This is a genomic window from Beduini massiliensis, from assembly GCF_000829905.1.
Classification (GTDB): domain Bacteria; phylum Bacillota_I; class Bacilli_A; order Erysipelotrichales; family Coprobacillaceae; genus Beduini; species Beduini massiliensis.
Map to the genome: position 1 here is coordinate 415,258 of NZ_CDPP01000004.1, position 24,380 is coordinate 439,637.

Annotated in this window: 22 protein-coding genes and 3 tRNA genes; 5 read left to right on the forward strand and 20 right to left on the reverse strand. The window is 36.5% G+C overall.

Translation table 11 applies throughout. The features are described from left to right. The first annotated feature begins 35 nt into the window (after positions 1 to 35). On the forward strand, positions 36 to 239 hold the full coding sequence (locus BN1225_RS05810) for a cold-shock protein (protein ID WP_041138849.1): 204 nt from the start codon (positions 36 to 38) through the stop codon (positions 237 to 239). Between the two features lie 35 nt (positions 240 to 274). On the opposite strand, the gene BN1225_RS05815 is transcribed toward BN1225_RS05810, so the two are convergent. The 8 genes from BN1225_RS05815 to BN1225_RS14060 all read right to left on the reverse strand — a co-directional run bounded on the left by BN1225_RS05815 (position 275) and on the right by BN1225_RS14060 (position 7,691). Beyond that, positions 275 to 1,444, reverse strand: coding sequence for an MFS transporter (locus BN1225_RS05815; RefSeq protein WP_041138850.1), 1,170 nt, complete (start codon positions 1,442 to 1,444; stop codon positions 275 to 277). Between the two features lie 149 nt (positions 1,445 to 1,593). After that, complete coding sequence (locus tag BN1225_RS05820) at positions 1,594 to 1,779, reverse strand: hypothetical protein (RefSeq protein ID WP_041138851.1); 186 nt, start codon at positions 1,777 to 1,779, stop codon at positions 1,594 to 1,596. 213 nt (positions 1,780 to 1,992) lie between these two features. Further along, a tRNA-Thr gene (locus BN1225_RS05825) sits at positions 1,993 to 2,066 on the reverse strand. Between the two features lie 86 nt (positions 2,067 to 2,152). After that, positions 2,153 to 3,943, reverse strand: coding sequence for an outer membrane protein assembly factor BamB family protein (locus BN1225_RS05830; RefSeq protein WP_041138852.1), 1,791 nt, complete (start codon positions 3,941 to 3,943; stop codon positions 2,153 to 2,155). Beyond that, positions 3,924 to 4,637: an ECF transporter S component gene (locus BN1225_RS05835; RefSeq protein ID WP_052466380.1), complete on the reverse strand. Its 714-nt coding sequence runs from the start codon at positions 4,635 to 4,637 to the stop codon at positions 3,924 to 3,926. Before BN1225_RS05835 ends, BN1225_RS05830 begins: the two co-directional genes overlap by 20 nt. Continuing rightward, positions 4,630 to 6,183 carry an ABC transporter ATP-binding protein gene (locus tag BN1225_RS05840; protein WP_041138853.1) on the reverse strand — a complete coding sequence of 518 codons (1,554 nt, stop codon included), beginning with the start codon at positions 6,181 to 6,183 and terminating at the stop codon, positions 4,630 to 4,632. Before BN1225_RS05840 ends, BN1225_RS05835 begins: the two co-directional genes overlap by 8 nt. Then, positions 6,170 to 7,027, reverse strand: a complete 858-nt coding sequence (locus BN1225_RS05845) for an energy-coupling factor transporter transmembrane component T (RefSeq protein WP_041138854.1) — start codon at positions 7,025 to 7,027, stop codon at positions 6,170 to 6,172. Before BN1225_RS05845 ends, BN1225_RS05840 begins: the two co-directional genes overlap by 14 nt. Next, entirely contained in the window at positions 7,002 to 7,691 is a 690-nt protein-coding gene (locus BN1225_RS14060; protein ID WP_052466382.1) for a DUF4430 domain-containing protein, read from the reverse strand. The genes BN1225_RS05845 and BN1225_RS14060 overlap by 26 nt, the downstream gene beginning before the upstream one ends. Before the next feature lie 205 nt (positions 7,692 to 7,896). On the opposite strand from BN1225_RS14060, the gene BN1225_RS05855 reads away from it, so the two are divergent. Beyond that, positions 7,897 to 8,562: an N-acetylmuramoyl-L-alanine amidase gene (locus tag BN1225_RS05855; protein WP_187117536.1), complete on the forward strand. Its 666-nt coding sequence runs from the start codon at positions 7,897 to 7,899 to the stop codon at positions 8,560 to 8,562. Positions 8,563 to 8,596: 34 nt separating this feature from the next. Here the strand turns inward: BN1225_RS05855 and BN1225_RS05860 are convergent, their stop codons facing one another. The 10 genes from BN1225_RS05860 to BN1225_RS05905 form a co-directional block, all read right to left on the reverse strand. After that, positions 8,597 to 8,968, reverse strand: coding sequence for a desulfoferrodoxin family protein (locus tag BN1225_RS05860; protein ID WP_041138855.1), 372 nt, complete (start codon positions 8,966 to 8,968; stop codon positions 8,597 to 8,599). 108 nt (positions 8,969 to 9,076) lie between these two features. Further along, positions 9,077 to 10,672 (reverse strand): ABC-F family ATP-binding cassette domain-containing protein, encoded by a 1,596-nt coding sequence (locus BN1225_RS05865; RefSeq protein ID WP_041138856.1) that lies wholly within the window; start codon positions 10,670 to 10,672, stop codon positions 9,077 to 9,079. 77 nt (positions 10,673 to 10,749) lie between these two features. Continuing rightward, complete coding sequence (locus BN1225_RS05870; protein WP_187117537.1) at positions 10,750 to 12,483, reverse strand: P-type ATPase actuator domain-containing protein; 1,734 nt, start codon at positions 12,481 to 12,483, stop codon at positions 10,750 to 10,752. 269 nt (positions 12,484 to 12,752) lie between these two features. Then, positions 12,753 to 12,983: a hypothetical protein gene (locus tag BN1225_RS05875; protein ID WP_041138858.1), complete on the reverse strand. Its 231-nt coding sequence runs from the start codon at positions 12,981 to 12,983 to the stop codon at positions 12,753 to 12,755. An 11-nt stretch (positions 12,984 to 12,994) separates the two neighbouring features. Next, positions 12,995 to 14,134, reverse strand: coding sequence for an MFS transporter (locus BN1225_RS05880; RefSeq protein ID WP_041138859.1), 1,140 nt, complete (start codon positions 14,132 to 14,134; stop codon positions 12,995 to 12,997). Between the two features lie 54 nt (positions 14,135 to 14,188). Beyond that, positions 14,189 to 15,592 (reverse strand): M17 family metallopeptidase, encoded by a 1,404-nt coding sequence (locus tag BN1225_RS05885; protein WP_041138860.1) that lies wholly within the window; start codon positions 15,590 to 15,592, stop codon positions 14,189 to 14,191. Positions 15,593 to 16,165: 573 nt separating this feature from the next. Then, positions 16,166 to 17,755 (reverse strand): peptide chain release factor 3, encoded by a 1,590-nt coding sequence (locus BN1225_RS05890; RefSeq protein WP_041138861.1) that lies wholly within the window; start codon positions 17,753 to 17,755, stop codon positions 16,166 to 16,168. A 156-nt stretch (positions 17,756 to 17,911) separates the two neighbouring features. After that, on the reverse strand, positions 17,912 to 18,769 hold the full coding sequence (locus BN1225_RS05895; protein WP_041139054.1) for a Cof-type HAD-IIB family hydrolase: 858 nt from the start codon (positions 18,767 to 18,769) through the stop codon (positions 17,912 to 17,914). Between the two features lie 71 nt (positions 18,770 to 18,840). Beyond that, a complete protein-coding gene (locus tag BN1225_RS05900; protein WP_147585187.1) occupies positions 18,841 to 19,143 on the reverse strand; it encodes a hypothetical protein in 303 nt (100 codons plus the stop codon). A gap of 112 nt (positions 19,144 to 19,255) precedes the next feature. After that, positions 19,256 to 20,254, reverse strand: a complete 999-nt coding sequence (locus BN1225_RS05905; RefSeq protein ID WP_041138863.1) for a YdcF family protein — start codon at positions 20,252 to 20,254, stop codon at positions 19,256 to 19,258. 103 nt (positions 20,255 to 20,357) lie between these two features. On the opposite strand from BN1225_RS05905, the gene BN1225_RS14065 reads away from it, so the two are divergent. From BN1225_RS14065 to BN1225_RS05920, 3 genes are all read left to right on the forward strand, one after another. Then, on the forward strand, positions 20,358 to 21,320 hold the full coding sequence (locus BN1225_RS14065; RefSeq protein WP_052466389.1) for a GrpB family protein: 963 nt from the start codon (positions 20,358 to 20,360) through the stop codon (positions 21,318 to 21,320). Between the two features lie 55 nt (positions 21,321 to 21,375). After that, positions 21,376 to 21,451 (forward strand) — tRNA-Glu (locus BN1225_RS05915). Positions 21,452 to 21,457: 6 nt separating this feature from the next. Next, a tRNA-Trp gene (locus tag BN1225_RS05920) sits at positions 21,458 to 21,531 on the forward strand. A 176-nt stretch (positions 21,532 to 21,707) separates the two neighbouring features. On the opposite strand, the gene BN1225_RS05925 is transcribed toward BN1225_RS05920, so the two are convergent. Both BN1225_RS05925 and BN1225_RS05930 read right to left on the reverse strand, forming a co-directional pair. Next, positions 21,708 to 22,889 carry an iron-containing alcohol dehydrogenase gene (locus BN1225_RS05925; protein WP_041138864.1) on the reverse strand — a complete coding sequence of 394 codons (1,182 nt, stop codon included), beginning with the start codon at positions 22,887 to 22,889 and terminating at the stop codon, positions 21,708 to 21,710. 84 nt (positions 22,890 to 22,973) lie between these two features. Then, positions 22,974 to 24,347 (reverse strand): MATE family efflux transporter, encoded by a 1,374-nt coding sequence (locus BN1225_RS05930; protein WP_041138865.1) that lies wholly within the window; start codon positions 24,345 to 24,347, stop codon positions 22,974 to 22,976. Between the last annotated feature and the right edge of the window lie 33 nt (positions 24,348 to 24,380).

Here is a 24,380-nt window from a genome sequence, read left to right on the forward strand (position 1 = left end):
TTTCTTTGGGCAAAATTTATAAGGAGGTACGAACAATGAGTACAGGTAAAGTAAAATGGTTTAACAAAGATAAAGGATTTGGATTCATCACTATCGATGGAACTAATGAAGATATCTTCGTACATTATTCAGCAATCAACACTAGAGGATTCAAAACTTTAGAAGAAGGACAAAACGTTAGCTTCGAAATCGTTGAAGGAGATCGTGGTCAACAAGCTTCTGACGTTACAGTAATGTAATTTTAAAACCGTGAGCAATCACGGTTTTTTTATTTCTAATTTTCTTTCTTTTCCGGCATTTTAAAACGCCATGATAATAAGATACATACGATCATTGTTGCCGCAAAAAGATAATACGTAATGGTGTAGCCAAAGTTACCTCCGACAATATCAATGATCTTTCCACAGATAACTTGAAAGATCAATGCCGCTAAACCTTTAGCTAACATAGAAGAAATACCATAAGCCGTATTGACATATTTATCTTCTACTAAATCCAATATGATACGTACAGCCACCAAAATAAAGATAATACTTGTCATTCCCTGAAAGAAAAACATGACCATAATCATATTTGGAGTCGGACAAGTTGAATACCAAACAAAACGGATCAATGACATCACACAAGCAAAAATCATCAGATGTTTATAAGATACCTTTTTAATCAGCTTGTCAGAAAACAACACTGCCGGCAGTTCGGATAATGTTGAAAAAAGCAAAGTGGTTCCCACAATAGTCGTCGTTCCCCCTAATTGTTTAATAAACAATGGCAGATAAATGCCTTGTGCAGAAGCGGCTCCCTGAAACAAGAAATAAATCAACATGAACATTTTAAAAGGCTTATTATGCCATAAAGCAATCAATACTTCTTTGGTTGTTACTTTATCGCTTTCGCCCTCTTTCGCAATAGGCTTGGCGTCATTCATCATCATAAAGCTAAAAACCATGACTGCAATCCCTACCGCAAAGATATAATAATTTGCTTTAGGTGATATATTATCATAAACGTAACCACTGATTTGCGCACCAATTGCATATAGGATGGACCCCCAAACACGAATAGAACCAAACGGATAAGGACTGGCTGTGGCTAAGCGATCGGACAGTGCGGTAATGCCATTTAAGAATCCTTGCGTTAATCCATTCATTAAAAACAAAAAAACAAAAGACTTTGTATACGCAAAAAGAATTCCTGAGATAATCGCTAGTATTGCCGATACGATGGCGACATATTTAGGACTGCGGAATCGATCTGCCAAAAAACCGCAGATGGGCTGCGTTGCCATTGCAAATAGTGCCGATGCTGATGTTACGAATGAGATTTCGGTTGCACTGCATCCCACATCCGCTAAATAAACGGATATAATGCAAGCAAACATTGCCCATGAAAAATAAAACATTCCATTTCCCATGGCATAATAAATATAACCACCCTTTTTAAACATAATGATACCCCCAAAAATAGACTAGCCTTAGTCTATCACTTCTTATATTTTGCATTTGTTATTTTCATTTAATGAAAACAAATATAGGGGTCTTTACAAAATATGTAAAAAGAAAATAAAAAAAAGCAAAGAACTTCCTTGCTTCCTAATTATCTTTGATAGACAGGGCCGAAATAGCCGCTGACAATTTTTATATTCCCATTTTCATCATGAATAGCTGACATTGTCTTACGACAATGATGACACACATAATAATAAACGATCCTATTTGTTCGTTCATCCTCATAGCGCTGATAGCTATGAACCTTTTGCCCACAGATACACTTTATTTGCATACTTCAAGTTCCCTCCAACATATTGATCTCTCGCATGGAAAAATGTCGTTTCCCCCGAATATGACACTTTCTGTTTACCTGCTTTAGTATAACGATTTTATTATACTATATTCACTTGTTCATTTTTAGACTGATCTTTTAAATAATCCGCTTAATATTCATATATTGTTCCATATGAAAAAAACAATTCTAAGCGAATTGATTTTTTAATCATGGTGCCGATACCCAGAATCGGACTGGGGATTGAGCATTACCATTGCTCCGTTTTGCCACTAGACTATATCGGCACTACATATAATAGAATACACAAAATTGTATAAAATTACAACTCTTAATTGCATAATATTAAAAAAATCTTACCCATTGGATAAGATTATTTTTTCTTTTTATTCATCACGACTAATCCGATGATGGCTAAGATGGCTGCACCGGCGATTACGATGTAAAGGGTCATCTTTGTTTGATCTCCGGTATTAGGAATCTGTGGCTGTTCTTGTTGTGGTGTTGTCTCTGTTTGTGAAGTGGGTTCTTCCACTTTTAACTGAACCAACAAATATGTACTAAAATGATCCGTATGGAATGTGATATTTCCTTGATTTACTTGATAATTATATTCAACAAGTGAATTGTCTGCATTGACATAATATAATTTTAAACGGTCATTTGCATATCCTTCAGGAATTGGCATTGTAACCGCCACTTCTTGAGTTGGTTCAATAGCATTACTTTCATGAGTTAAATTAAAATGATAAAGAGTTGCTTTTTCAAACGTTGTATTTTGATCTAATAAGGTTTGGATTTGATTTCCCTGAGACTGCTGTTGTACTTCAAGCTGAGTCCCCTTAATAAAGTTTCCGTTTACTAAAATACCATTACTGTTTAAACTCAAAGCTTCTGTTTTAGATAGCTTTGTCAGATAACCTGAATCATTTGTATGATAAAGGTTTCCATAAGCATCGGCAATCGCACTTGACATGCAATAATTAACAGCGTCTCCATTAGGCGTATACACAGATGCGATCGTTCCGCTATTTGCATTCAAATCATCTGCCAAGGCATATAGTCCCCCCGGCTCATTATTCATTGTAAAATAAGCAATTGTTTTCCCACTATAAGCTGTAGTAACCAGTGGTGATGCCTGAACGTCATTTGATGTTTCCAAGCGATAAAGCGTTTCTAATGTTTGACTGTCTAAGACACTGATAAATCCCTTGCTGCCATAACCATATCCGCCGCCAACATAAACACGTCCGTTATATACCGTCGGTGTTGAGGTAGATGAAGTATTGGGTTTTGTATCTAAAGGCTGACTAACAGCTTTTCCAAACGTTCCGTCCGCATTTAATGTAAGACAGAAAATATTTCCTGCTTTTGTAGTAAAGTATAGCTGATTATTGACTAAAGTGATTGCACTCGAAATAGCTTCCCCTGTATCGTATTGATTTAAGAGTTTCCCGGTTGTTGGATGACACGCATAAACAATACCGTCCATTCCGGCAAAATAAACAGTGTTTTGATAAATAACGGCTTTTGACCAGTTAAATCCTCCTGTATCTTTTTTAGAAGCAAAGCTCCAAGCAAAAGATTTAGTTTCCTGAGTTGAAGCCGGGTTTTCATCTTTCACATCAAGGGCATAGAATTTTCCGTTTGATGCATAAGTCACATAATCCGAAATATAGCTTCCAAAATATAAGTAGCCCTTATGATAAGTAAATCTTCCTTGCAAGCTGCCTTCAACAGCTTCACTGATCCATAAAGAGGTCATTGTATTGGCATCCACTGCTTGAACACGTCCGTCTCCTAACGGAATAAAGACCATCCCGTCACCATAAGCGATATTGACACTATACCCTAGAGATGAAGCTAATGTCATCTGACTGATTACATTGCCGTTTAAATCCAGCTTCATTAATTGAGAGTTAGTCGCTGTCGCAACAAATAACTGATCGTTAACGATAATCGGATCAGATAAAGAGTCCCATCCGCTTGTAAAATCTTTGCTCCAAGCGATCGCTGTTTCATTTTCTTTAACAGGTGTTTGGGTCTGAATAACGTTCCCCGTTCCCATAAATTCATGCCAGTTTGTAACTTCTGTTCCGTGGATATTGTACACAGATACTAATATCATTGCCAACATGAGTAGACTATTCATTAATTTTTTCATATTTTCCCCCTTCACATAATCCATATTTCCATTTTATGCGCTTCATTTTCTTTGTCATTACCGGTGCCAACAATAAAATAAACACACAGTTTGATACGACATAAATCATGCATATCGGCAAAGAGGCTATCAGACTTGCCAGATAACGATCAATATTAAATGTTCCCGTAATCGCAATGACATTCCAGATTTCCATCAAAAGTGAATAAAGCACTGCTGATAAAATACCATATCCGACCATAAATTGCAAGGAATCCCGCCCCTTTCGGCTATCCAGCAGCACCCCAGCAAAATAGCCAATAATGCCGCAGCTTAACATCTGAAAGGGAGTCCAAGGACCTTGTCCAAAAAAGAAATTGGCAATAAAAGCACTTAAACTCCCACAGACAAATCCCGAAGTTTTTTTGAAGACAGCTCCATAAATAATGATTAATGCCAATGTCGGTTTAAAGCTAGGTGTCAGAATGAAAAGCAAACGTCCTAATACTACAATCGAAATCATCACAGCCAACAACACAATTTCACGGCTTTTAGGCTTCTTTTTTTCATATTGGTAATAAAAGCATATCAGTGATAGAATCACTAATACAATCGAGATAAATGTATATTGACGATCTTGCAGCTGGCGTATTCCTAACCCTAGGATCAGAGGAAAGCCAATAAAAATCAAGCCCCTGCGAATGAGCTTATTCATCTTCTGTCACATCCTTAGCCAATAGAATGCGTGGATTCAGCCATCGAAACAGCCTTCCCAAACTGGTAGTATAAAATAAATTGTTTTTAAAAAATTCACGTGTTGCCTCAACCGCTTCAATCTTGCCGTCAAACAGCAATCCACAACGATCGGCAAACGCCGCACAAAACTCTAAATCATGACTGACACAAAGAATGGTTATGCCTTGCTGTTTTAAATCTGTCAAAATCTCTCCTAACACTTGTTTCATCGAAGCATCAATACCGTTGGTGGGTTCATCTAAAAGCAGTAGTTTCGGCTTTAAAAGCAACAATTTAATCAAAGCTAAGAGCTGCTGCTGTCCGCCACTTAGATCATAGGGATGCTGATGACGCTGACCGTCTAAATGAAACTGTTTTAGCCATTGGTCTATCACTTCAACTCTTTCAAGTCCGCTTAATTCTTCTTCCACCGTATCGTGTGCAAAAAGAACTTGAGGATTCTGAGGCAATAAGACAATCTTTTTGTTCATTGCTTTATCGATAGGTGTATGCTTGTAATAAATAGAAGATTTTCTGCCAAATGCAAATGCAAGGTGACGAAGAAACGTACTTTTTCCTGAACCATTCGCCCCAAGAAGACAGAAAAATTCTCCTTCACAAAGATCAAACGACAAATCTTTAAGCACACGATGACGATCATATTCTAAGTTTAATTCTTTAATCTGCAAAAAGATGCCACGCTTTGCGAGCGGTAAAAATGGATTTACTTTCCAATGATGATCCTGAATATACGTGTGTGCCGTCCATTTATCTGTTAATAAAGCCGTCTTTGTCAGCTTCATATATTCAGGCAAAGCCAAATGTAATGGATGCTCTTGATGGATCAATGCCTCCAGCACTTTTTCTTTTACGCCAAATGCAGCCGCCTTTCCTTGATCTAACCAAAGAATCTTTTGTGATAAAGGCAATACTTCCTCAAAGCGGTGTTCCACCATAATAATCGTTGTATGAAAATCATCATGGATTTCTTTTAAAAACTGTAAGAACTGTTTTGCCATAAATGGATCTAACCTTGACGTCGGTTCATCCAGTAATAGAATTTTAGGATTCATTGCCATAGCTGCCGCTAAATTGACAATTTGTTTCTGACCGCTCGATAACTGATCAACAGGACAATCATAAATTTCCTGCAGTTTAAAATACTGAACGATTTCCGCTACCCGGTGCTTCATTTGATCGACAGGCATATTCATATTTTCTAAACCAAAAGCCAGTTCATGCCATACTTTATCCATGACCATCTGATCATCGGGATCTTGAAAAACAAAGCCAATATCACAGCTATTCAGCTTTTCCAGCGATTCATTTGCATAAGTGATTTTACCGGTTCTTTCTCCAAAGGGCTGCAATTCCGGTTTTAAGCATCGTAAAAGTGTAGACTTTCCACTGCCGCTTGTCCCAATCACAAGCAAAAATTCTCCATCGTTTATCTCAAAATGGAGATCGGATAAAAGGAATGTCGATTCTTTTGGATATCTGAATTGTAAGTTTTCAACCTTTAACATGCTGACCCTCCTTTTTAAAACAACTCGGCAGTACCATCAATAAAGTCATCATCAGATAACTGATTAAACTCCAACAATCAAAAGAAATCGGCTTTATTTTTGGATAAAAATAATAATTAGAAAAATCTTTAAAATAGTAAGCCAGCATCCACAAGTCAATGAATACAATCAGAATACAAAGTTTTAGATCATGAAAACTAAAATGAAATAAATGAAAATGGGTTCGCTTGCTTTGATATCCTCTGGCACTCATTGAATCCACCATGGTTAATGAACTCTCAAATGCCCAAGTGATACTAATGAGTAAAGCATCTAATCCTTTTTTTAAAGGTCTTGCGTTCGAATACTTCTTTTGGTAAAGAAGAATATCTTGCATCTGCTTTTTAAATTTAGGGATCAAACGAAAAACAACAGCAATCATGAGACCTAGCACTTTAAACGGTTTTGAAAATAAGTAAATGATATGATCACTCGTTAAAAAAGAACGAAAGATCAAACTCCACCATAAAAGGCTCATGACCATGTTGGCAAAAACGATACCATACACCAAGGCTTCTAATGTATAAGGTGCACCAAAAAAATAGAATAAAACAGTTGCTCCCTTTGTCACAAAAACCGGATTTATCAAAATAATCAGGATATAAAGAATAAAGGAATAAATAAAAGAATACCCCTTCAATTGTTTAGATAAGATTAAAAAAATCCCTGAAATAACTAAAGAAAGGAAAGTAATAATCGGATGCGGAATCAATACTAATAATAAGATCAGAGAAAGAAAACATAAAAAGATGGGGAAAGGATGATAATAGCGACGAAAATCAGCTAAATGAAAGGTCGCGTCCATTATCGCAAGTATACATCCATTTAATTGTATCCCCATCTTGCAGTATTTTCTGACTGGCAGACTGATTGATAAAAGCCCCATTTACAGAATACATCCAACCACTTAAGTTTCCACATACATATTCCCCAATATTTCCGATTTCAGAAACATAGCCATTTCTCGCACTCAGCTTAATCCCATTCAGCTTGCAAGCACGCTCTAAAACACTCAGAACACTTTCCCCTTCCCGAATCTCGATTTCCATCATTGGTAATATATATCCACTTGCAGGAATAAAATCCTGATATCCCGGTTTTAATTTTGACATATTATTAAGAATCGTTGTACATTCGATTGAAAGTGTAACTCTATATACCGGGTCTTCCTTTTCTGTAACCGGCGGCGGTGTCGATTCCGGAACATCTGTCACGAAAGCGTCATCCGTTGTAGGCGGAGTTTCTTTTGTGGGTTCATTAGGGACTTCATTTGTCGAAACTTCCGGTTCATTTTCTTCTTCCACCTCTGCTGTTTCTTCAACGGGTTCCTCTTTATTTTCAGTATCTTCCTTATTTAAAGGAAGTTCAGTATTTTCCTGATGAGTCGGTTTTTCTACCGGCGTCTCTTGTGGCTTTTGGCAAGCCGTCAAACAACATAAACAGATGATACATAGCCAAATTTTCTTCATACCGTTCCTCCTTTTAATCTTTTAAAATTCTAACATAAAACATACTCTAATCCTAGCTATAATTCGATAAGAAAGAATAAAAGTAGGATGATTTCACACATTTTTTACAAAACCTTTCCTAAAAGAATCGCTATGATAAGCATAAGGAAAGGAAAATGAGATGATAAAAAAAAGAATAAAGTATGGATGTGGATGTGCTGTTTTAATGGTATTAGTTATTGGAAGCTTACATATTATTAAAAGTAAGATTGAAATCAAAAGTGTGATTGATCAGACCGAGTCAGCTTCATTGAATCCTGTTGTTTATCAAACCGTCGTCTGTTTAGATGCCGGGCATGGCGGTGATGACGTCGGTGCAGAGTATAACGGACGCTATGAAAAAGACGATGATTTGACTATTACATTAGCGGTCAAAAAGGAATTGGAAAGCTTAGGTGTCGAGGTCATTTTGACACGTAGTCAGGATATCAGTATGGATAATGCCCCCCGAGCTGAATATGCAAACCTCTATGATGCTGCTGCTTTAGTATCCATTCATCGAAATTATTATGAAGGGTATGAGGCGGTCAATGGTATTGAAGCATGGATCAACAGTCAGTTTTTACAAGAAGATGAATTACTGGCTGCCGCTATTTTAGAGGTGATTGAAGAAGCAGTCCCTAAAAGTACTATTCGCGGAGTTAAAGGCGGAACAATGGACGGAGAAGGGAATTATACGATCAATCGTGTTGCCCAAATGCCCTCATGCATTTTAGAGTTAGGGTTTATCAGCAGCGATTATGATAATACTTTGCTGGATACTTATTTTAGTGATTACGCTGCGGCGATTGCACAAGGGATTTATACCTACATACAAACATTTTGCACATAAAAAGGATTGAACGAAATCAATCCCTTTTTTAATGCTATAAATCTTTTTTCCACAACCCATGAAGATTACAGTATTCATAAACGGCAATCGGCTTAGCACCATTTAAGCAGAAGCTTGCTTTTGGTTCATCATGATCTGTTAAGTAGTGGATGCTGTATCCTTTATCGGTTTCTAAAACAACCCATTCAATTAAATGTTCAGCTGTCATTGGATGCAATGTTGATCCTACTAATACATCTACACGATCTTCTTTCACTTCTACGATCGGTACATGTTTTTCTGTTGCTGCATCGGTTGTATTTGGAATTAATTCTTTCATTGGTTCTCCACAGCAAAATACGGGAACCCCATGATCACTTACTTTAACGATTACATTTTTACAATGGTTACAAATATAAAATTTCATTATGTTTTCCTCCTTGATTTCATTATAGATGATTCATTTCGTATTTACGAATGATATGCTTAAAATAAAAGACCACTATTAGTATAGCTAACAGTGACCTTTTTATGACTATATATTTTTAACATATTCTAAATATTCATCGAATGTTCCTAAACGATCAATCACACCGTCCGATGTAATTTCAATGACACGATTAGCGATCGTTTGTGTAAACTGATGGTCATGAGAAACAAATAAAACATTTTCTTTAAAATTAATTAATCCCTCATTGACTGCCTGAATAGATTCCAAATCCAAATGGTTTGTCGGTTCATCCAAAATCAAGACATTGGCATTGCTCATCATCATTTTCGCAAGCATACAGCGCACTTTTTCTCCTCCAGATAAGACAGAGGCTTTTTTCAAGGCTTCTTCTCCGGAAAACAGCATACGCCCCAGCCATCCTCGTAAATCTTGATCATATTCGTTTTTCTTTGAGAACTGACGAAGCCAGTCAATCAAAGTCAAATCGCATCCATCAAAATATTCCGAGTTATCTTTTGGGAAATAAGCTTGAGATGTTGTTACACCCCATGTATAGGTTCCTTCATCAGGTTCCATTTCTCCCATAATAATTTTAAACAGTGTTGTATTCGCTAACTCATCACTTCCGACAAAAGCGATCTTATCTTTAGGATTCACTGTAAATGAAACGTTATTCAAGACTTTTCTTTCGCCGATTGTCTTTGAAATTCCTTCGACACGCAATACAATATTTCCTACTTCCCTTTCCGGGCTAAATCCAACAAATGGATAACGTCTTAATGATGGTTTGATATCGACTACTTCTAAATTATCCAACAGCTTTTTACGTGATGTTGCTTGTTTTGCTTTTGAAGCATTCGCAGAGAAACGAGCGATAAACTCTTCTAATTCTTTTCTTTTAGCGTCGGCTTTCTTGTTGATTTCTTTTGCCTGTGCCAACATCATCTGTGAGTATTCATACCAGAAATCATAGTTTCCTACATAAAGCTGAACTTTATGATAATCAATATCGGCAATATGAGTACAAACTTTATTTAAGAAATAACGGTCATGGGATACAACGATGACTGTATTTTCAAAGTTTAACAAAAAGTTTTCTAACCATGCCACAGATTTAATATCCAAATGGTTCGTTGGTTCATCCAATAATAAAATATCGGGATTACCAAATAATGCCTGAGCCAATAATACTTTTACTTTTTGGCTTCCGTCTAATTCTGCCATTTTCACATAGTGAAGTTCACTCGGTACCCCTAATCCATTTAATAAGATTTCTGCATCACTTTCTGCGTTCCATCCATCTAAATCCATGAAATCTGCTTCTAACTCTGCCAGCTTTAAGCCATCTTCATCATTGAAATCTTCTTTTGCGTATAAAACTTCTTTTGCCTGTTTAATATCGTATAATGCTTTGTTTCCCATAATCACGGTACTGACCGCATCAAAGTCATCATAGGCAAAATGATCCTGTTTCAATACGGAAAGACGTTGTCCCGGAGTCATCGTGACCTCCCCTTTATTCGGCTCGATTTCTCCTGATAAAATTTTTAAAAACGTCGATTTACCGGCACCATTGGCACCAATAATCCCGTAACAGTTTCCTTCCGTAAATTTAACATTAACATTTTCAAATAAAACTCGGCCGCCATAAGACAGCGAGACATTTTGTGCAGCTATCATTTTCTTCACTCCTTATTCACAAGTAGCTTTATTATGCCATTTTTTCACGATGATTTCAACAAAAATTAAAGAAGTGGTTATCCCACTCCTTTATCTAACATATGTTTCATTGCCACTAAGATCATAAAAGCCAAGAGTACATTGGCAATCAACGCTCCTATAAAAGAGAAGAAGTGGATATAGAATAATAGGATGGTAATGATCTTCACCCCATAGCTAATGTATTTAAAATATACCCATTGCTTATCAAAATCTTTGATATAACGGAAAAATTTAATCAGTGATTCCTTGTTGTGATAAATGATATCACACTCATTGCGCATCGTTTCATCCAAATAATTTCCTTGATTAAACTTGATTCCACTCTCTTTTAACGTCATAGAGTCATTGATTGTTTCTGGTTTTTGTTTTCTTAGCCATTCAACCAATTTACTTAAACTGTTTTCATCTTTTAATAAAACACGCTGTCCCATTGCCTCAATCATCGCATTATCATAAACATACGGACTAAGCAAAGATAGGGAAAACGGATAGCAAGTCGTAATGATCACTAATCCCGTAATAGATAAGTGCGTATTTTTCATAAACAATCCGGCAACGACTAACACTGCCCCAATCGCTAACATGGAATAAGTGAAATAAAGATAATCCTTTTTCTCACGGGTTTCCAAATATCCTTTTTCTACTAAACGCTTAGGACTCCAGTCATAAATCTGGTTAAACTGCGTTTCCGGATAAGTTTTCACGATTTTAATCGAAAGCTGCCCCTCTACGACCTGATGTCCGGCATCGATCGTATCACCTGCTTTTATCGTAGCCAGTTCTGTTTCGCCATTCATTAATAAGCGATCGACTTTTGCTTCCCCTTCGATAACTACCCCTTCAAAATAAGACAGATCTTTTTCTTCTAGGATCAATATGTCATCGTGTTCGACTTCCTCAACTTGTTTTTCCACTATCTCATCATCTATCTTCACTTTAACAATACGAATTAAGTTATCCACATTGCTTACCAGTAAATGAATGATTTGTCTTTCAAAACTGTTAAAAGCCATCTGCAAATATTGAAATACGAACAATGCGATCCCCGCATCTAACGGACGATTAAACAAAAGTAATAAGAACGCTCCCAATAAAATTAAATTATTAGCATTTAAGTAATCTTTAGCTTTGATTAAATCAATCGCATTCATCACTAAGCGAACGGATAATAACCCACACATTACAATTCCACTAAATACGGTGACAATGGTAGGCTCTTGACGTGTCACGATATACAGCGAAAAACTAAACAACAATAAAGCGACATATAGATAACGATACATCAACCGATAGTCAAACGTCTGTTCCTTTATGTAGTTTTCTGTAATCTCGATATTTTCTCCAAAAGCATCGATCACATGTCTCAATTTAGTATAAATAAACGGATCGTTTGTCTCCAAAGTCAAAATCTTTTGATTATGATCAAATTTTGCTTCTCGAATCTGTGGATCGTTCAATAAATAAGAAGTCAAAAAGACTGCATTTTCCGAACTCTTTAAATCAGAAAATAAAAAGACACGTTTTTCAAAAGGCTTCTCACTCTTATCATTGCTTTTCTTTCTTTCAATTGCTTTAATATTTAACTGCAATTCCTCAATTGCTTTAGCAAGCAGGCTCATGTAATCTTTGTTATCGGTTTGGATATACAGATCATGAGTAGGTTCTTTATATTCAATTTTACTAATCGATTCATTTGTTTCGAGTTGTTGGATAAGATTATCAACAACTTCATTATTGATATCCCCAACGAGATGGATTTTCTTCATCATTTTTCTGATCACCTCTTCTTTAAAGTATATAAGAATTTTCATAATTCGCAACCTTTTTTCGTATTATACAAAAAAATGAACGCTTATATATAGTATAAAAGCATCAGTTTCCCCGTTTTTATTATTGTTATCATCAATATATTTTAGTATTTCTAAGATGTCAGAAGATACTTTTTGAAATTCATCCACATTCAATAAAAAAAGAGGTCGTCCCCTTACCTCCGTCTAATCAAAACACATAATGTTCTATAGTGAGAAACCTAAAATAATCAGTAATAGCGAGAACGCTTCAGATGAAAATACTCATCAAACTTTTCCTTTGAACAGGATAAAGCATATTCTTTCCCGTAAATTTTGTACTGATCTTTATGCAGAAAATGTTTGCGAATCGTACAAGGATATATCTTTCCACATTCAAAAAGATTCTGCTCCTCCTTTCCAATGGTTAGTGTTAAGTCTTTTTTGCAGATACATTCACAGCGTCTTCCTTCATTTGCCATAATGTTTCTCCTTAATTGGAACGATGAAAATACATTGCACTTAGACAAGCCGCTAAAAAGAAGCTGGCAGCTGCTGTAATTAAGGTCAATTGATCACCAAACTGATATAAATAACCGGAAAAGGCGGGACCAATCATCATGCCTAGTGAACGGGCACTGTTGAATAAACCGGATTGATCACTGCTTGACTTCTGTCGATTTTGCCGCATTTGATTTTGCTGCAAAGGGAGAAATAAAACACTAAACATATAATACAATAAGGTCGAAACTAAAAACGGCACAAGCAAAGCATTGAAATAAGCTGCCGACAGCATAATCCCACATCCGCTTAATACGATGACCAACAAACGATTATAGCGAGATAAGAAGAAAATTAAAATGAGATTTGCAGCTAAGCTGACTGCTGCAATCGCTAATTTATAATAACCGATGGAATCGGATGTGAATTGATAATGGTGGATAAAATAGTAATTCAGCCAGTTATCATGCATAAAATAGCCAAAACATGTAAAGAACACACTTAACAAAAAGATTTTAAGTGGTTTCGATGCACTTTTTAGTTGAACCCATAGTAATTTAAGCGGATTGTAGGTCATTGGCTTTGGCTTACTGGTTATATCAAAATGCTTATCCAATAGTAAAAAGGCTAAAACTGCTGCGACGAAACTACCGCCAATTTGAATATAAAAGGTCATCTGATAACCGTATTTTCCAAAGAAGCCGCCGACGAAATAACCGATTGCCGATCCCACCGTCTGAATAAGTGCATAAATACTTAAATACGTGACGTTATGTGAAATACTTAAAATATAGCTAAGTGAAGCAACCATCAGTCCGCCCATGAAAACTCCGGCTAAGCTTCTTGCCAACATCAGCATCCATAAATGGGTTGTCTTTAAAAATAAGAACTGAGCAATGCCAAAACCGATAAAAGAAAGAATCAGCATTTTGCTGGATCCGTATTTTTGTGTTAAATCTGCCCACAATAAGCTCGTAATAAAATTAAAGAATGCCATTAACGCAAAAGATAATCCATAAATAGAACTGCCAAATTGCAGTATATTAAAAAACTCCGGTGTAACGGGATGTGCCATATTGACTAATACGGCAAAAAAACTATAAATAATATAAAAATATATAATCTTTTTCATACACTTAGTATGAATAGATTTTACTTATTCAAACAAAAAATTGATGGAAATCCATCAATTTTTAAAGATATTGACCATTGAGCGAATCATTTCTCCGGTAGCTCCCTGAGAATCACGATGGGCAATTCCTGCCACATCTAAATGAATCCATTCCACCCCTTCATCAACAAAGGCTTCTAAGAAACAGGCAGCAACACTTGCTCCGCCACCCGGACGTCCGGCACTGTTTTTAAAATCGGCACTATCCGATTTCAGCATGTCAAAATAAGCAGGATCAACTGGCAGACGCCATCCTTTTTCATCACTCATTTTTAATGATTGTTCAAATTTTTCATAGAAAGCTTCACTGTTCGTGAATACACCTGTATAAACGCCACCGAGTGCAGTCATGCAGGCTCCGGTCAGTGTTGCGATGTCGATAATACGTTTTGCGCCTAAAGATTGTGCATACGTAATCGCATCACATAAAATCAAACGTCCCTCGGCATCGGTACTGACAATTTCCACTGTTTTTCCCGACATTGTCGTGATCACATCTTGCGGTTTGTAGGCTGAACCGTTTACTAAGTTTTCTGTTGCCGGAACGATACAGTAAACATTTGCTTTCATTTTATTAGCGGCAATAATTTCCATCGCCCCAATGACATCAGCTCCGCCGCACATGTCATATTTCATACCGTAGCTGTTGCCTTTAAGGTTATAGCCACCGGAATCAAAGGTTAATCCTTTACCAATCAGAGCTGTATAAGGATCATCACCTGCTCCATTATATTTAAGCATGATCATATAAGGCTTAAGGTCACTTCCTTTATTCACAGCTAAGATAGCCCCTGCCTTCATCTCTTCTAAATCTTTTTTATCGAGAATTTTATATTCTAAATCATAACGTTCTGCCATTGCTTTCGCGATTTTAGCAATCTTCTTAGGCGTCATAATGTTGGCAGGACAGTTTGCCAAGTCACGGGCATGATTGATTCCTTCTGCGTAATGGCAGGCTTCGTCAATGACAGCTTGAACGTCATGATCCGGTGCCATAACGGTCACATCAGCAATAATTTTTCCCGGACGTTCTACTTTTGTTTCACGATAAGTGGCAACTAAATAGGTTTCCACAAACAACCCTGTGATTTTTTCAATATCGATGGTTTGGGTCACCGCCCTTTTTGCATCAAAGCTACTTGGTGTTTCCACTTGATTAGCCAAGACTGCAAACGCATCACGTAATTTTTTCGTTGTTATTTCTTTAGAATCCCCTAACCCGACAAAAGTGATTGACTTAAATGGATACTTTCCTAAAGTAAATACTTTTGTTATTTTATTTAAACTTTTATCTACCACTTCATTTACATCAAACCCCAATGTCTCTACAACTTTTGGACAAATAGCCTGATCTTCATAGATCGGATAAAGGATATCACGATCACTTTCGTCAATATACTGATATGCTGCTTGTTTCATTCTGTTTCCCCCTTTTATGTGTTTAATAGTAACATATTTTCTAATATTTTTATATAATTTCTTATTATAAACATCTATATTTATATATTATCGAATAAAATTCATTCTTCTTTTATGTTAATATAGAGGTTTTGTCGATATTTAGCGTGGGTTATCCTTTGTTGCCTCACAAATCCCAGATTTATGTATCAGGTCATTCAAACAGTCCTTCCTTAAGCAAAAACAATTTGCGTCAAATAAAGCATTGACAAATTCTATACTGTTTGTCATGAAATCTTTGCTTTGATCACCTCTTAACAGGTTCGTACCAAGAGCGATATCCAATGCGTTGTGATAAAACACTTTTCAAGTATTAAAAGACATACTAAATCACGCTGCTTAATAAAGCAAAATTCCCTCTTTGGCGTGTATAATTTTGGGATTGTTTTTCCCCCGGTGTAAAGCGATAAAGAGGATTCATCCATCATACGTCTACGATCTGATGATAAGGACTTCATCCTTTATTATTCTATCGCTTATTTTGTCTTTCTTATGACTACATGAAAAAATCGTGAGAATAATTCTCACGATTGACTATTTTCCAAACTCTTCCAAGATAAGTTCGGGATTATTCTTTTCAGCCCAGCGAATTCCCCATTCATTCGTAAATAGTAACAGGAAATTTCCTTTTAAATCTTGTATTTTCTTTGTATCTGATGATAAATTCAATCGATTCAGATCAATATCCTTGTTTCCAATCCAACGAATAAAGCGATAAGATAGATTCGTTCTTTCAATATCCACATTATATTCTGACTTCAAACGATGCTCCAGGACCTCAAACTGTAGGACACCCACAACACCGACAATGATTTCTTCCATTCCTGATAATGGCGATTGGAAAATCTGGATAGCCCCTTCTTTGGCAATCTGTTCTACCCCTTTGACAAATTGCTTACGTTTCATCGAATCTTTGTTTCGAATGCTGGCAAAATGTTCGGGAGCAAAGGTCGGAATTCCATCAAATTCAAATTTGTTGGAAGCTGTGCATAAGGTATCTCCGATCGAATAGATGCCCGGATCGAATATTCCGATAACGTCTCCGGCATAAGCTTCTTCTACCGTTTCACGATCAGAGGCCATCAACTGTTTAGATTGATTCAGCTTGACTTTCTTTTTGCCTTGTACATGATAGACTTCCATCCCTTTTTCAAACTTACCACTGCAAATACGCATGAACGCCATACGGTCACGGTGCGCTTTATTCATGTTTGCTTGAATTTTAAAGACAAATGCAGAGAAATGAGGATCAAATGGATCAATCAGCTGATCGCCTGCCATTCTTGGCAAAGGGGATGTCGTCATCGCTAAGAAATGTTCCAAAAACGGTTCAACTCCGAAATTCGTTAATGCCGAACCAAAGCAAACCGGTGATAACAGCCCTGAACGAACAGCTTCTAAATCAAATTCTTCACTGGCACCATCCAACAATTCAACATCTTCTCTTAATTTTTCACAGTGTTCTGCGCCAATTAAATCCGCTAAAGTATCATCTTGAAGATCCACTTTTACGGTTTCTGCCATTTCCTTAGCCCCTTTTTTACCGAATGAGAAACGAATAACCTCTTTTTTCTCACGTTCATAAACTCCCTGAAATTCTTTTCCGGAACCGATTGGCCAGTTAATCGCACACGTCTTGATGCCTAATTCCTGTTCAATTTCTTCCATTAATTCGTATGGGTCTTTGGCATCACGATCCATTTTATTAATAAATGTAAAGATTGGGATATGACGCATCACACATACTTTAAATAATTTACGTGTCTGATCTTCGACCCCTTTGCTTCCATCAATCACCATGACCGCAGAATCTGCAGCCATTAACGTACGATACGTATCTTCCGAGAAGTCCTGATGTCCCGGTGTATCCAAAATATTAATACAATAACCATTATAATTAAATTGCAGTACGGAAGAGGTTACGGAAATCCCTCTTTGTTTTTCTATTTCCATCCAATCGGAAACCGCATGACGGCTGGATTGTTTTCCTTTAACCATCCCTGCCTCTTGAATCGCTCCACCATAAAGCAAAAACTTTTCTGTCAGTGTTGTTTTTCCGGCATCGGGATGGGAAATAATCGCAAATGTACGACGGCGTTCTACTTCTTTTATAAAATCTGCCATTCTCTCTCTCCTTTATTATGATTCTTTTTTGTATTTATCTATCTCACATGGGTGTTACTCCTTTTTTACCAATGTCTATCCTACTAAATTATGCCCAAGGTTGCAAGCCTCACTTTTAAAATATATGAAAAACAGCATAGTTTTTAGACTACACTGTTATTGAATCAGTTTATAAATCGCTTCCGCTACACCATCTTCTTTATCACTTGCGACAAGATACTTTGCTTTTTCTTTGATTTCATCGATCGCATTGGCAACAGCCACACTGTTTTCAAAAAGTTCAAACATACTCAAATCATTGGCGCCATCACCGATCACCATGACTTCCTCTGGACGGATTCCCATTTTTTGAATCGCCTGCATTAAAATCGTTCCTTTTTGAGCACCGCTGTTTGTTACTTCCATATTATTGAAGAAAGAGGATAAATAGGCTACTCCTTCTATTTTAGCAATCAATGGTCTTACTTGGTCTATTTTAGCTTTTGTTTCATCAAATCCTTCTACTTTATAGATCTCAATCGAATCCTTCAAAAAGCTTGGCAGATCTTCAACAAAGCGCATGGTCTGAAACGGCAGATAATTCGTTTTAAAATGATGTTCTGCTTCTTCATAAGTCCCTCCTGCCTGGGCTACTTTTCTTTTAATAAAAGCATCTTTCACATGATCGATATCCATTGTTGTAAAAACACCTTTTGATGTATACAGCATAAAATGAAGATGTTCTCTTTTAAAGATGTCACACACCTGAATACATGCTTCTTTATTTAATAAGCAAGATGTCATGACCTGCCCAAATTCATCATAATACTGTGCACCGTTAACGGCAATCACCTGACATTTAATTCCTAATCCCTCATATACTGGCGTAATATCTTCATAAGCTCTCCCTGATGCAATGGTAAAGTGTACGCCTTTTTTAATGGCATAACGAATTGCTTCCAGATTCTTTGGCGATATTTGATGATCCTTTCCAACTAATGTTCCATCTATATCACTTGCGATTAATTTAATCAATTCCAACACCTCTCTTTTCTTTATACAATAGCATAAAAGTAAAAGAAAAAAGATATTTTTCTAAAATTGAATTAAATGGATTGATAACGCCTTTCCATTTCATCATCGTTTAGTCCGGTTTGGATATAGCGATCCAACTGTCCCGGGGTAAATTGATTTAAAAAACCCAATTTAATAAGATCCGTCTGATAAGTCGAAAATTGTTTTAAATCCAACTTTCGGGTGTCTAAATAATGCTGCATCGACGAAATTGCTTGTGCATATTCATCTAAATAATTCTCTATATTAAATACTCGGTTATAAAAATCAAAATATTCTTCAATAAAGTCGACCAGTTCCTGCCCTTTCAATTGTCTTAGAATCTTGGCCATCATGTCTTCACCTCACTCCTAATGTCATTTATATAATACTATATTTTTCATCAATATTGAATAGAAGCCAGTCATATCTTAGTATGGGACAGAGAAAAGGGATTAAACCAGGCTGTTAGAATAATCCCAATGAAATCCCAAGAAAAAGCATCCAAATACCAACTACAACAAAAAAACTTAAACGATACTGATACACTATAGCAAGATACTCACGAATAAAAGCACTTGGCAAATAATACATAGCGGTTCGACACCCGACTCCCTGTGCGGTTATTTTCAGCTTTCTGGCATAGGTCGAGGTTCTGAAAACATGATAATCATTGGTGACAAAGATACACGTATATTGTTGACTGAGATGATCCATGATTTTTTTACTGAACAGTAAATTTTCATAGGTAGATGTCGATTGATCTTCCACAATGATCACCGATTCATCAATGCCTTTATCTAACAAATATTGTTTCATTGCCGCGGCTTCTGACAGCATCTCATCTTCTCCTTGTCCTCCGGAAACAATGATTCTCGCTCTTCTTCCACCTTTTTGATAAACAGAAATCCCTTTATCTAAACGCAATGCCAATAAACGAGAAATCCGATATCCATCAAGCAACCCGGCTCCATGAATGATGACATAATCACAACGGCTGTTTTTAGGCAGAAGACGATAAATCATAGAGTACAAGAGAAACGCTGTAAATATAAATGCCGCATACAGCATCATCAAAATACAAAAGATCAACAAACTTAATACAAAACTAGAAAGGTCATAACGTGTCAGCGCAATAAAAACGATGCCCATAAAAGCAAAGATCCCGATGCCAAAATAAGCGGACAATAGATTCATTGGATGCAGTCCTTCTTTTTTTACCATCACAATCCCATTGCCGAGAAGTCCAATCGCTAAAATAAATAAGCACAGCGGAGAAGCAACAAAAACAAATAGCTGGATCAGCAGTACGATCCATTCGTTATGACGATACGTAATCGCTAAACCTAAGAAACAAAACATAAGGGTCAGCAATAAGTAAATACCATTACGAAATCGACGCAGTTCCTTTGACATTGACACCATAAAACAAATCGCAAAAAAGCCTCCCAGCAACCACCATATCATAGCTTCTCCCTCCTTTGTTACAAGTATAACATAGGAATCTTTCAATTTGTGCAAAAACCAGAATCCTACTTTCAATCATGGTATAGTCTAATGGGGTGATAAAATGAAAAAAGCAGAAGTGAGTGCATATGATCCCAACTGGATCAAGCTATTTGAAGCTGAAAGAAATGTTTTCTTTGAATTATTATCAAAAGAAATAATCAATATCTTTCATATCGGCAGTACTTCCATTCCAAACATGTGGGCAAAACCAATCATCGATTTACTGATTGAAGTTAAAGATATCAGCAATATTGATCAGTATCAAACACAATGCGAAGCACTTGGTTATACATATTTAGGTGAATACGGTATTCCTAATCGCCGTTATCTGGAAAAAGAAATCGATGGTCTTCCACAGTATCATATTCATATTTTTCCTTATGGCGACCCTGAGATAAAAAAACACCTTCATTTTAAACGTTATGTCATCGAACATCATGAAGCCTTTATCGCGTATCGTGATACGAAAATAGAGGGAGCCGACCATTTCAAGAATGATCGTGAAAAATATCAGGAGCATAAATCAAAAATAATCCAAGAGATTGATGAGAAAGCCGCAAGCCTTTATCAGAATTCATTGACACCAATGCGTAAAACTAAAAAATTATTGACTTATTTTGAATGTGTGGAAATTTTAACTTCTAAGACCCATTATGGAACATTGTCTTTTTACACTGATATTCCTTACCTGCTGCCGCTTAACCATCTATATTACGATCATGCCCTCTACTTTCATTCCGGAATGAGCGGGTATAAACAAAAAGGGCTTCATCAGCCTGTATGTTTTAATGTTGTTTGTGATTTAGGTATTAATGAAGCGGCAACAACTAATAATTTTGAAAGTGTCATGGTCTATGGCATTCTTGAAGAAGAAACTGAAAATCGGGAACTGATCTTAAATAAACTGATTGATCGCTATACTCCAAGCCGCCAAGACTATAAAGCCAGTATCCCTTTAAACAAAGGATGCAAAGTATTTAAACTGAAAATTGAGTACATGGTTGGTAAAAAGCATTTTCATTAAAAAAATTGTTGATTTTTAATTCGGACCATGATAATATGTAGTGGTCCGATAAAATGGCCTGTTGGAGAAACGGTTAACTCACATGCCTTTCACGCATGCATTCACGGGTTCGAATCCCGTACAGGTCACCATTTTTTAGGGGCATAATATAATGGTAGTATCACAGTCTCCAAAACTGTTCGTTCGGGTTCAAATCCTGATGCCCCTGCCATTTAGAAATAATGAGAGCGAAAGCTCTTTTTTATATATAAAATTATTAACACATTTATACTCCATAAAAAGAGAAACGTGCAGGCAAAAATATTTTTCACCTACTAACATACGTAAAAATACAAAAGGCATCTTCTTTATGAAGTGCCTTTTTAAATAAAATGATTATAGGATGGACTATAAACACATTTTATAAATATTTAAGCAGTCTTCCTGAGTTAACGGTCGATATGCAAGGGGCAGCATCTTTCGCCCATAACAAGCCTTTTTGGTCATTTCATCAAACTTACTTCCATCCAACCCTAATTCGGATAAATAGACCGGTAAGCCTAACTCATCTTTAATGAATTGTTGTAATGCTTCAACTGCTTGAAAAGCCAAGGCTTTTTTATCCTCTGAATCTGGAATCCCCATGACATTGACACCAAATCTGGCAAAATCATCTGCCACCGTTTCATCTCGTTCTAATAAGTAAGTCATCCATTTGGGTGTAATAATGGCTAACCCTAGTCCATGCGTTAAATCCATGGTAGATGAGAATTGTTCCAACGCATGAAGTTGAGGCTGGGTTTTGAATCCAGAGGTACAAAAACTGTTTAACGCCCAGCTAGCCGCCCACAGCAACGTTGCTCTTGCTTCATAATTCTCTGGCTCTTTGATTGCCACAGGCAGTTGATTTCTTACTGTTTTAAGTATGGTTTCTACCACATTAAACTGCAAAGGATACTTATCCGCATTCACAAAATAATTCATATCAAGAAAATGTGCCATAATATCGAAACCTCCACAAGCAGTTTGCATTGGGGGAACGGTAAAGGTATTGGTTGGATCTAAAAAAGCTGCTTTGGGTCGAATGGCTTCTCCGTTAATGCCACTTTTCACCCCAAGTTCAACATTACTGATAACACATGATTTATCCATTTCACTGCCGGTAGAAGCAATTGTCGGTATAGCAATAACGGCTAAAGCATCTTTCCAAGCAATTTTTTCTTCTACTAAATCCCAAATATTATCTGTTTCACTTAAGGCCGCTGCTGCAATCGCCTTACAACAATCAATCGTAGAGCCACCACCGATTGCTAACACTGTCTGAATTCCATGTTCTTTACACATTGCAACACCTTTATTGACAGTTGTATGACGTGGATTAGGTTCCACTTCACCTAACTCGTACACGGTTACAGCATTGGTCTGCAGTTCGTTTATCACTCTTTTATATAATAGTGACTCCCTGATAAATGATCCTCCATGAGCAACTAATACCTTATCACCAAATTTTAAAACTTCTGTATGCAGATGACCTAATTGATCTTTCCCAAAATATACCTTTGTCGTATTCTGAAATTGAAAATCATTCATAATTATTTCTCCTATTCCTCTTAATTATTTTTATATTGAGACAATGCTTTATCCAACTTTATTTACTATAACCTAATCTTTTCTTTATTCTGTTTTTTGTAAAAGCGCAATTTTTGTTTTATAGACGGATCTCATAAAGAAGCATGCGATAAAGACAACAATAGCTTCAGTCATCACAAAGGCATACCATACTATATCTATATTTCCTGTGTTTGCCAATAAAGCCGCAATTAAAAGCATCAAAATAAATTCCATAATCGAAGTCAGCAGTGTTTTATTGCTTTCTCCAAGAGCTTGTAAATAAGAGCCGATGATCAATGTTGTTCCTAAAAACGGAAAACACAAGCTGATAATTTTTAAAGCTTTCATCCCAATAGACAATATTTCACCGGAAGCATTGAAAATAGCTAATAAATCATTGGTAAACCCTTGCATAATAACAATTCCTAGAACAGCACATCCCCACACAATAAACAGACAGTATTTCATTGCTTGAATCATACGTGCTTTGTTTTTAGCTCCATAGTTATATGAGATAATTGAAACGACCGTATTTTTAAGTCCCCATACCGGCATCATCACAAAGCCTTGTAAACGAACATAAATAACATATACAGCCGGTGCCGCCGTCGTAAATCCTAGTAGAATCTGATTCATTCCAAATACCAGCAAAGGACTGATCGCCTGTGTTAATGCAGCCGGTAATCCTACAATAAAGATGTCCTTAATTATTTTAAAATTCGGCTTTAACATGCCCAAATGAAAGTGGATCTCTTTGTTTGTAAAAATATTAAATCCAAAGGCTACTAAAGCAGCGCAAAATTGTGCTATGACAGTCGCAATAGCCGCTCCCGAAATGCCTAATGCCGGTATGCCAAAATAGCCGAAAATCATAATCGGATCCAATATAATATTGACGACTGCTCCGGTTAAAAGAGAGCACATTGAACCAATTGTTTTACCAGTTGAAATCAGTAATCTCTCCATGATCACTTGTGTGCAAACACCAAAAGAGAATAGACATACAATAGAAGTATAAGCAGTTCCCAACTGTTGAATATGGAGATTGCTTGTTTGCATTTCATAAAACATTCTCGTAAAAAACATACCAAAGATAAAAAATACAATAAAACATAGCCATTCAATTACAATACCGTTGCCTGCCGCCTGATTGGCTTCCTGATATTTCTTTTCTCCTAATTTTTTTGATAGGATTGCATTCACCCCCACGCTTAGACCCACTGTGACACTCGCAATTAAACTGCTTATTGGAGTTGCCAATGAAATAGCGGTCAATGCATCCTCACTAATTCTTGAAACATAGATACTATCTACTATATTATATAAAGATTGTACCAACATGGATAATATTACTGGGACTGCCATTTTCAATAATAATTTTTTTATCGGAAGCGTCCCTAACTCATTTTCTTTTTCACTATTTAATTCATTATTCACACTATACCCTCCCTACTTTTTTGATTATTTGAT

Coding starts and splice junctions, on each gene's coding strand:
- BN1225_RS05810 (WP_041138849.1), top strand. CDS start 36: ATGAGTACAGGTAAAGTAAAATGGTTTAACAAAGATAAAGGATTTGGA.
- BN1225_RS05815 (WP_041138850.1), bottom strand. CDS start 1,444: ATGTTTAAAAAGGGTGGTTATATTTATTATGCCATGGGAAATGGAATG.
- BN1225_RS05820 (WP_041138851.1), bottom strand. CDS start 1,779: ATGCAAATAAAGTGTATCTGTGGGCAAAAGGTTCATAGCTATCAGCGC.
- BN1225_RS05830 (WP_041138852.1), bottom strand. CDS start 3,943: ATGAAAAAATTAATGAATAGTCTACTCATGTTGGCAATGATATTAGTA.
- BN1225_RS05835 (WP_052466380.1), bottom strand. CDS start 4,637: ATGAATAAGCTCATTCGCAGGGGCTTGATTTTTATTGGCTTTCCTCTG.
- BN1225_RS05840 (WP_041138853.1), bottom strand. CDS start 6,183: ATGTTAAAGGTTGAAAACTTACAATTCAGATATCCAAAAGAATCGACA.
- BN1225_RS05845 (WP_041138854.1), bottom strand. CDS start 7,027: ATGGACGCGACCTTTCATTTAGCTGATTTTCGTCGCTATTATCATCCT.
- BN1225_RS14060 (WP_052466382.1), bottom strand. CDS start 7,691: ATGAAGAAAATTTGGCTATGTATCATCTGTTTATGTTGTTTGACGGCT.
- BN1225_RS05855 (WP_187117536.1), top strand. CDS start 7,897: ATGGTATTAGTTATTGGAAGCTTACATATTATTAAAAGTAAGATTGAA.
- BN1225_RS05860 (WP_041138855.1), bottom strand. CDS start 8,968: ATGAAATTTTATATTTGTAACCATTGTAAAAATGTAATCGTTAAAGTA.
- BN1225_RS05865 (WP_041138856.1), bottom strand. CDS start 10,672: ATGATAGCTGCACAAAATGTCTCGCTGTCTTATGGCGGCCGAGTTTTA.
- BN1225_RS05870 (WP_187117537.1), bottom strand. CDS start 12,483: ATGATGAAGAAAATCCATCTCGTTGGGGATATCAATAATGAAGTTGTT.
- BN1225_RS05875 (WP_041138858.1), bottom strand. CDS start 12,983: ATGGCAAATGAAGGAAGACGCTGTGAATGTATCTGCAAAAAAGACTTA.
- BN1225_RS05880 (WP_041138859.1), bottom strand. CDS start 14,134: ATGAAAAAGATTATATATTTTTATATTATTTATAGTTTTTTTGCCGTA.
- BN1225_RS05885 (WP_041138860.1), bottom strand. CDS start 15,592: ATGAAACAAGCAGCATATCAGTATATTGACGAAAGTGATCGTGATATC.
- BN1225_RS05890 (WP_041138861.1), bottom strand. CDS start 17,755: ATGGCAGATTTTATAAAAGAAGTAGAACGCCGTCGTACATTTGCGATT.
- BN1225_RS05900 (WP_147585187.1), bottom strand. CDS start 19,143: ATGATGGCCAAGATTCTAAGACAATTGAAAGGGCAGGAACTGGTCGAC.
- BN1225_RS05905 (WP_041138863.1), bottom strand. CDS start 20,254: ATGATATGGTGGTTGCTGGGAGGCTTTTTTGCGATTTGTTTTATGGTG.
- BN1225_RS14065 (WP_052466389.1), top strand. CDS start 20,358: ATGAAAAAAGCAGAAGTGAGTGCATATGATCCCAACTGGATCAAGCTA.
- BN1225_RS05925 (WP_041138864.1), bottom strand. CDS start 22,889: ATGAATGATTTTCAATTTCAGAATACGACAAAGGTATATTTTGGGAAA.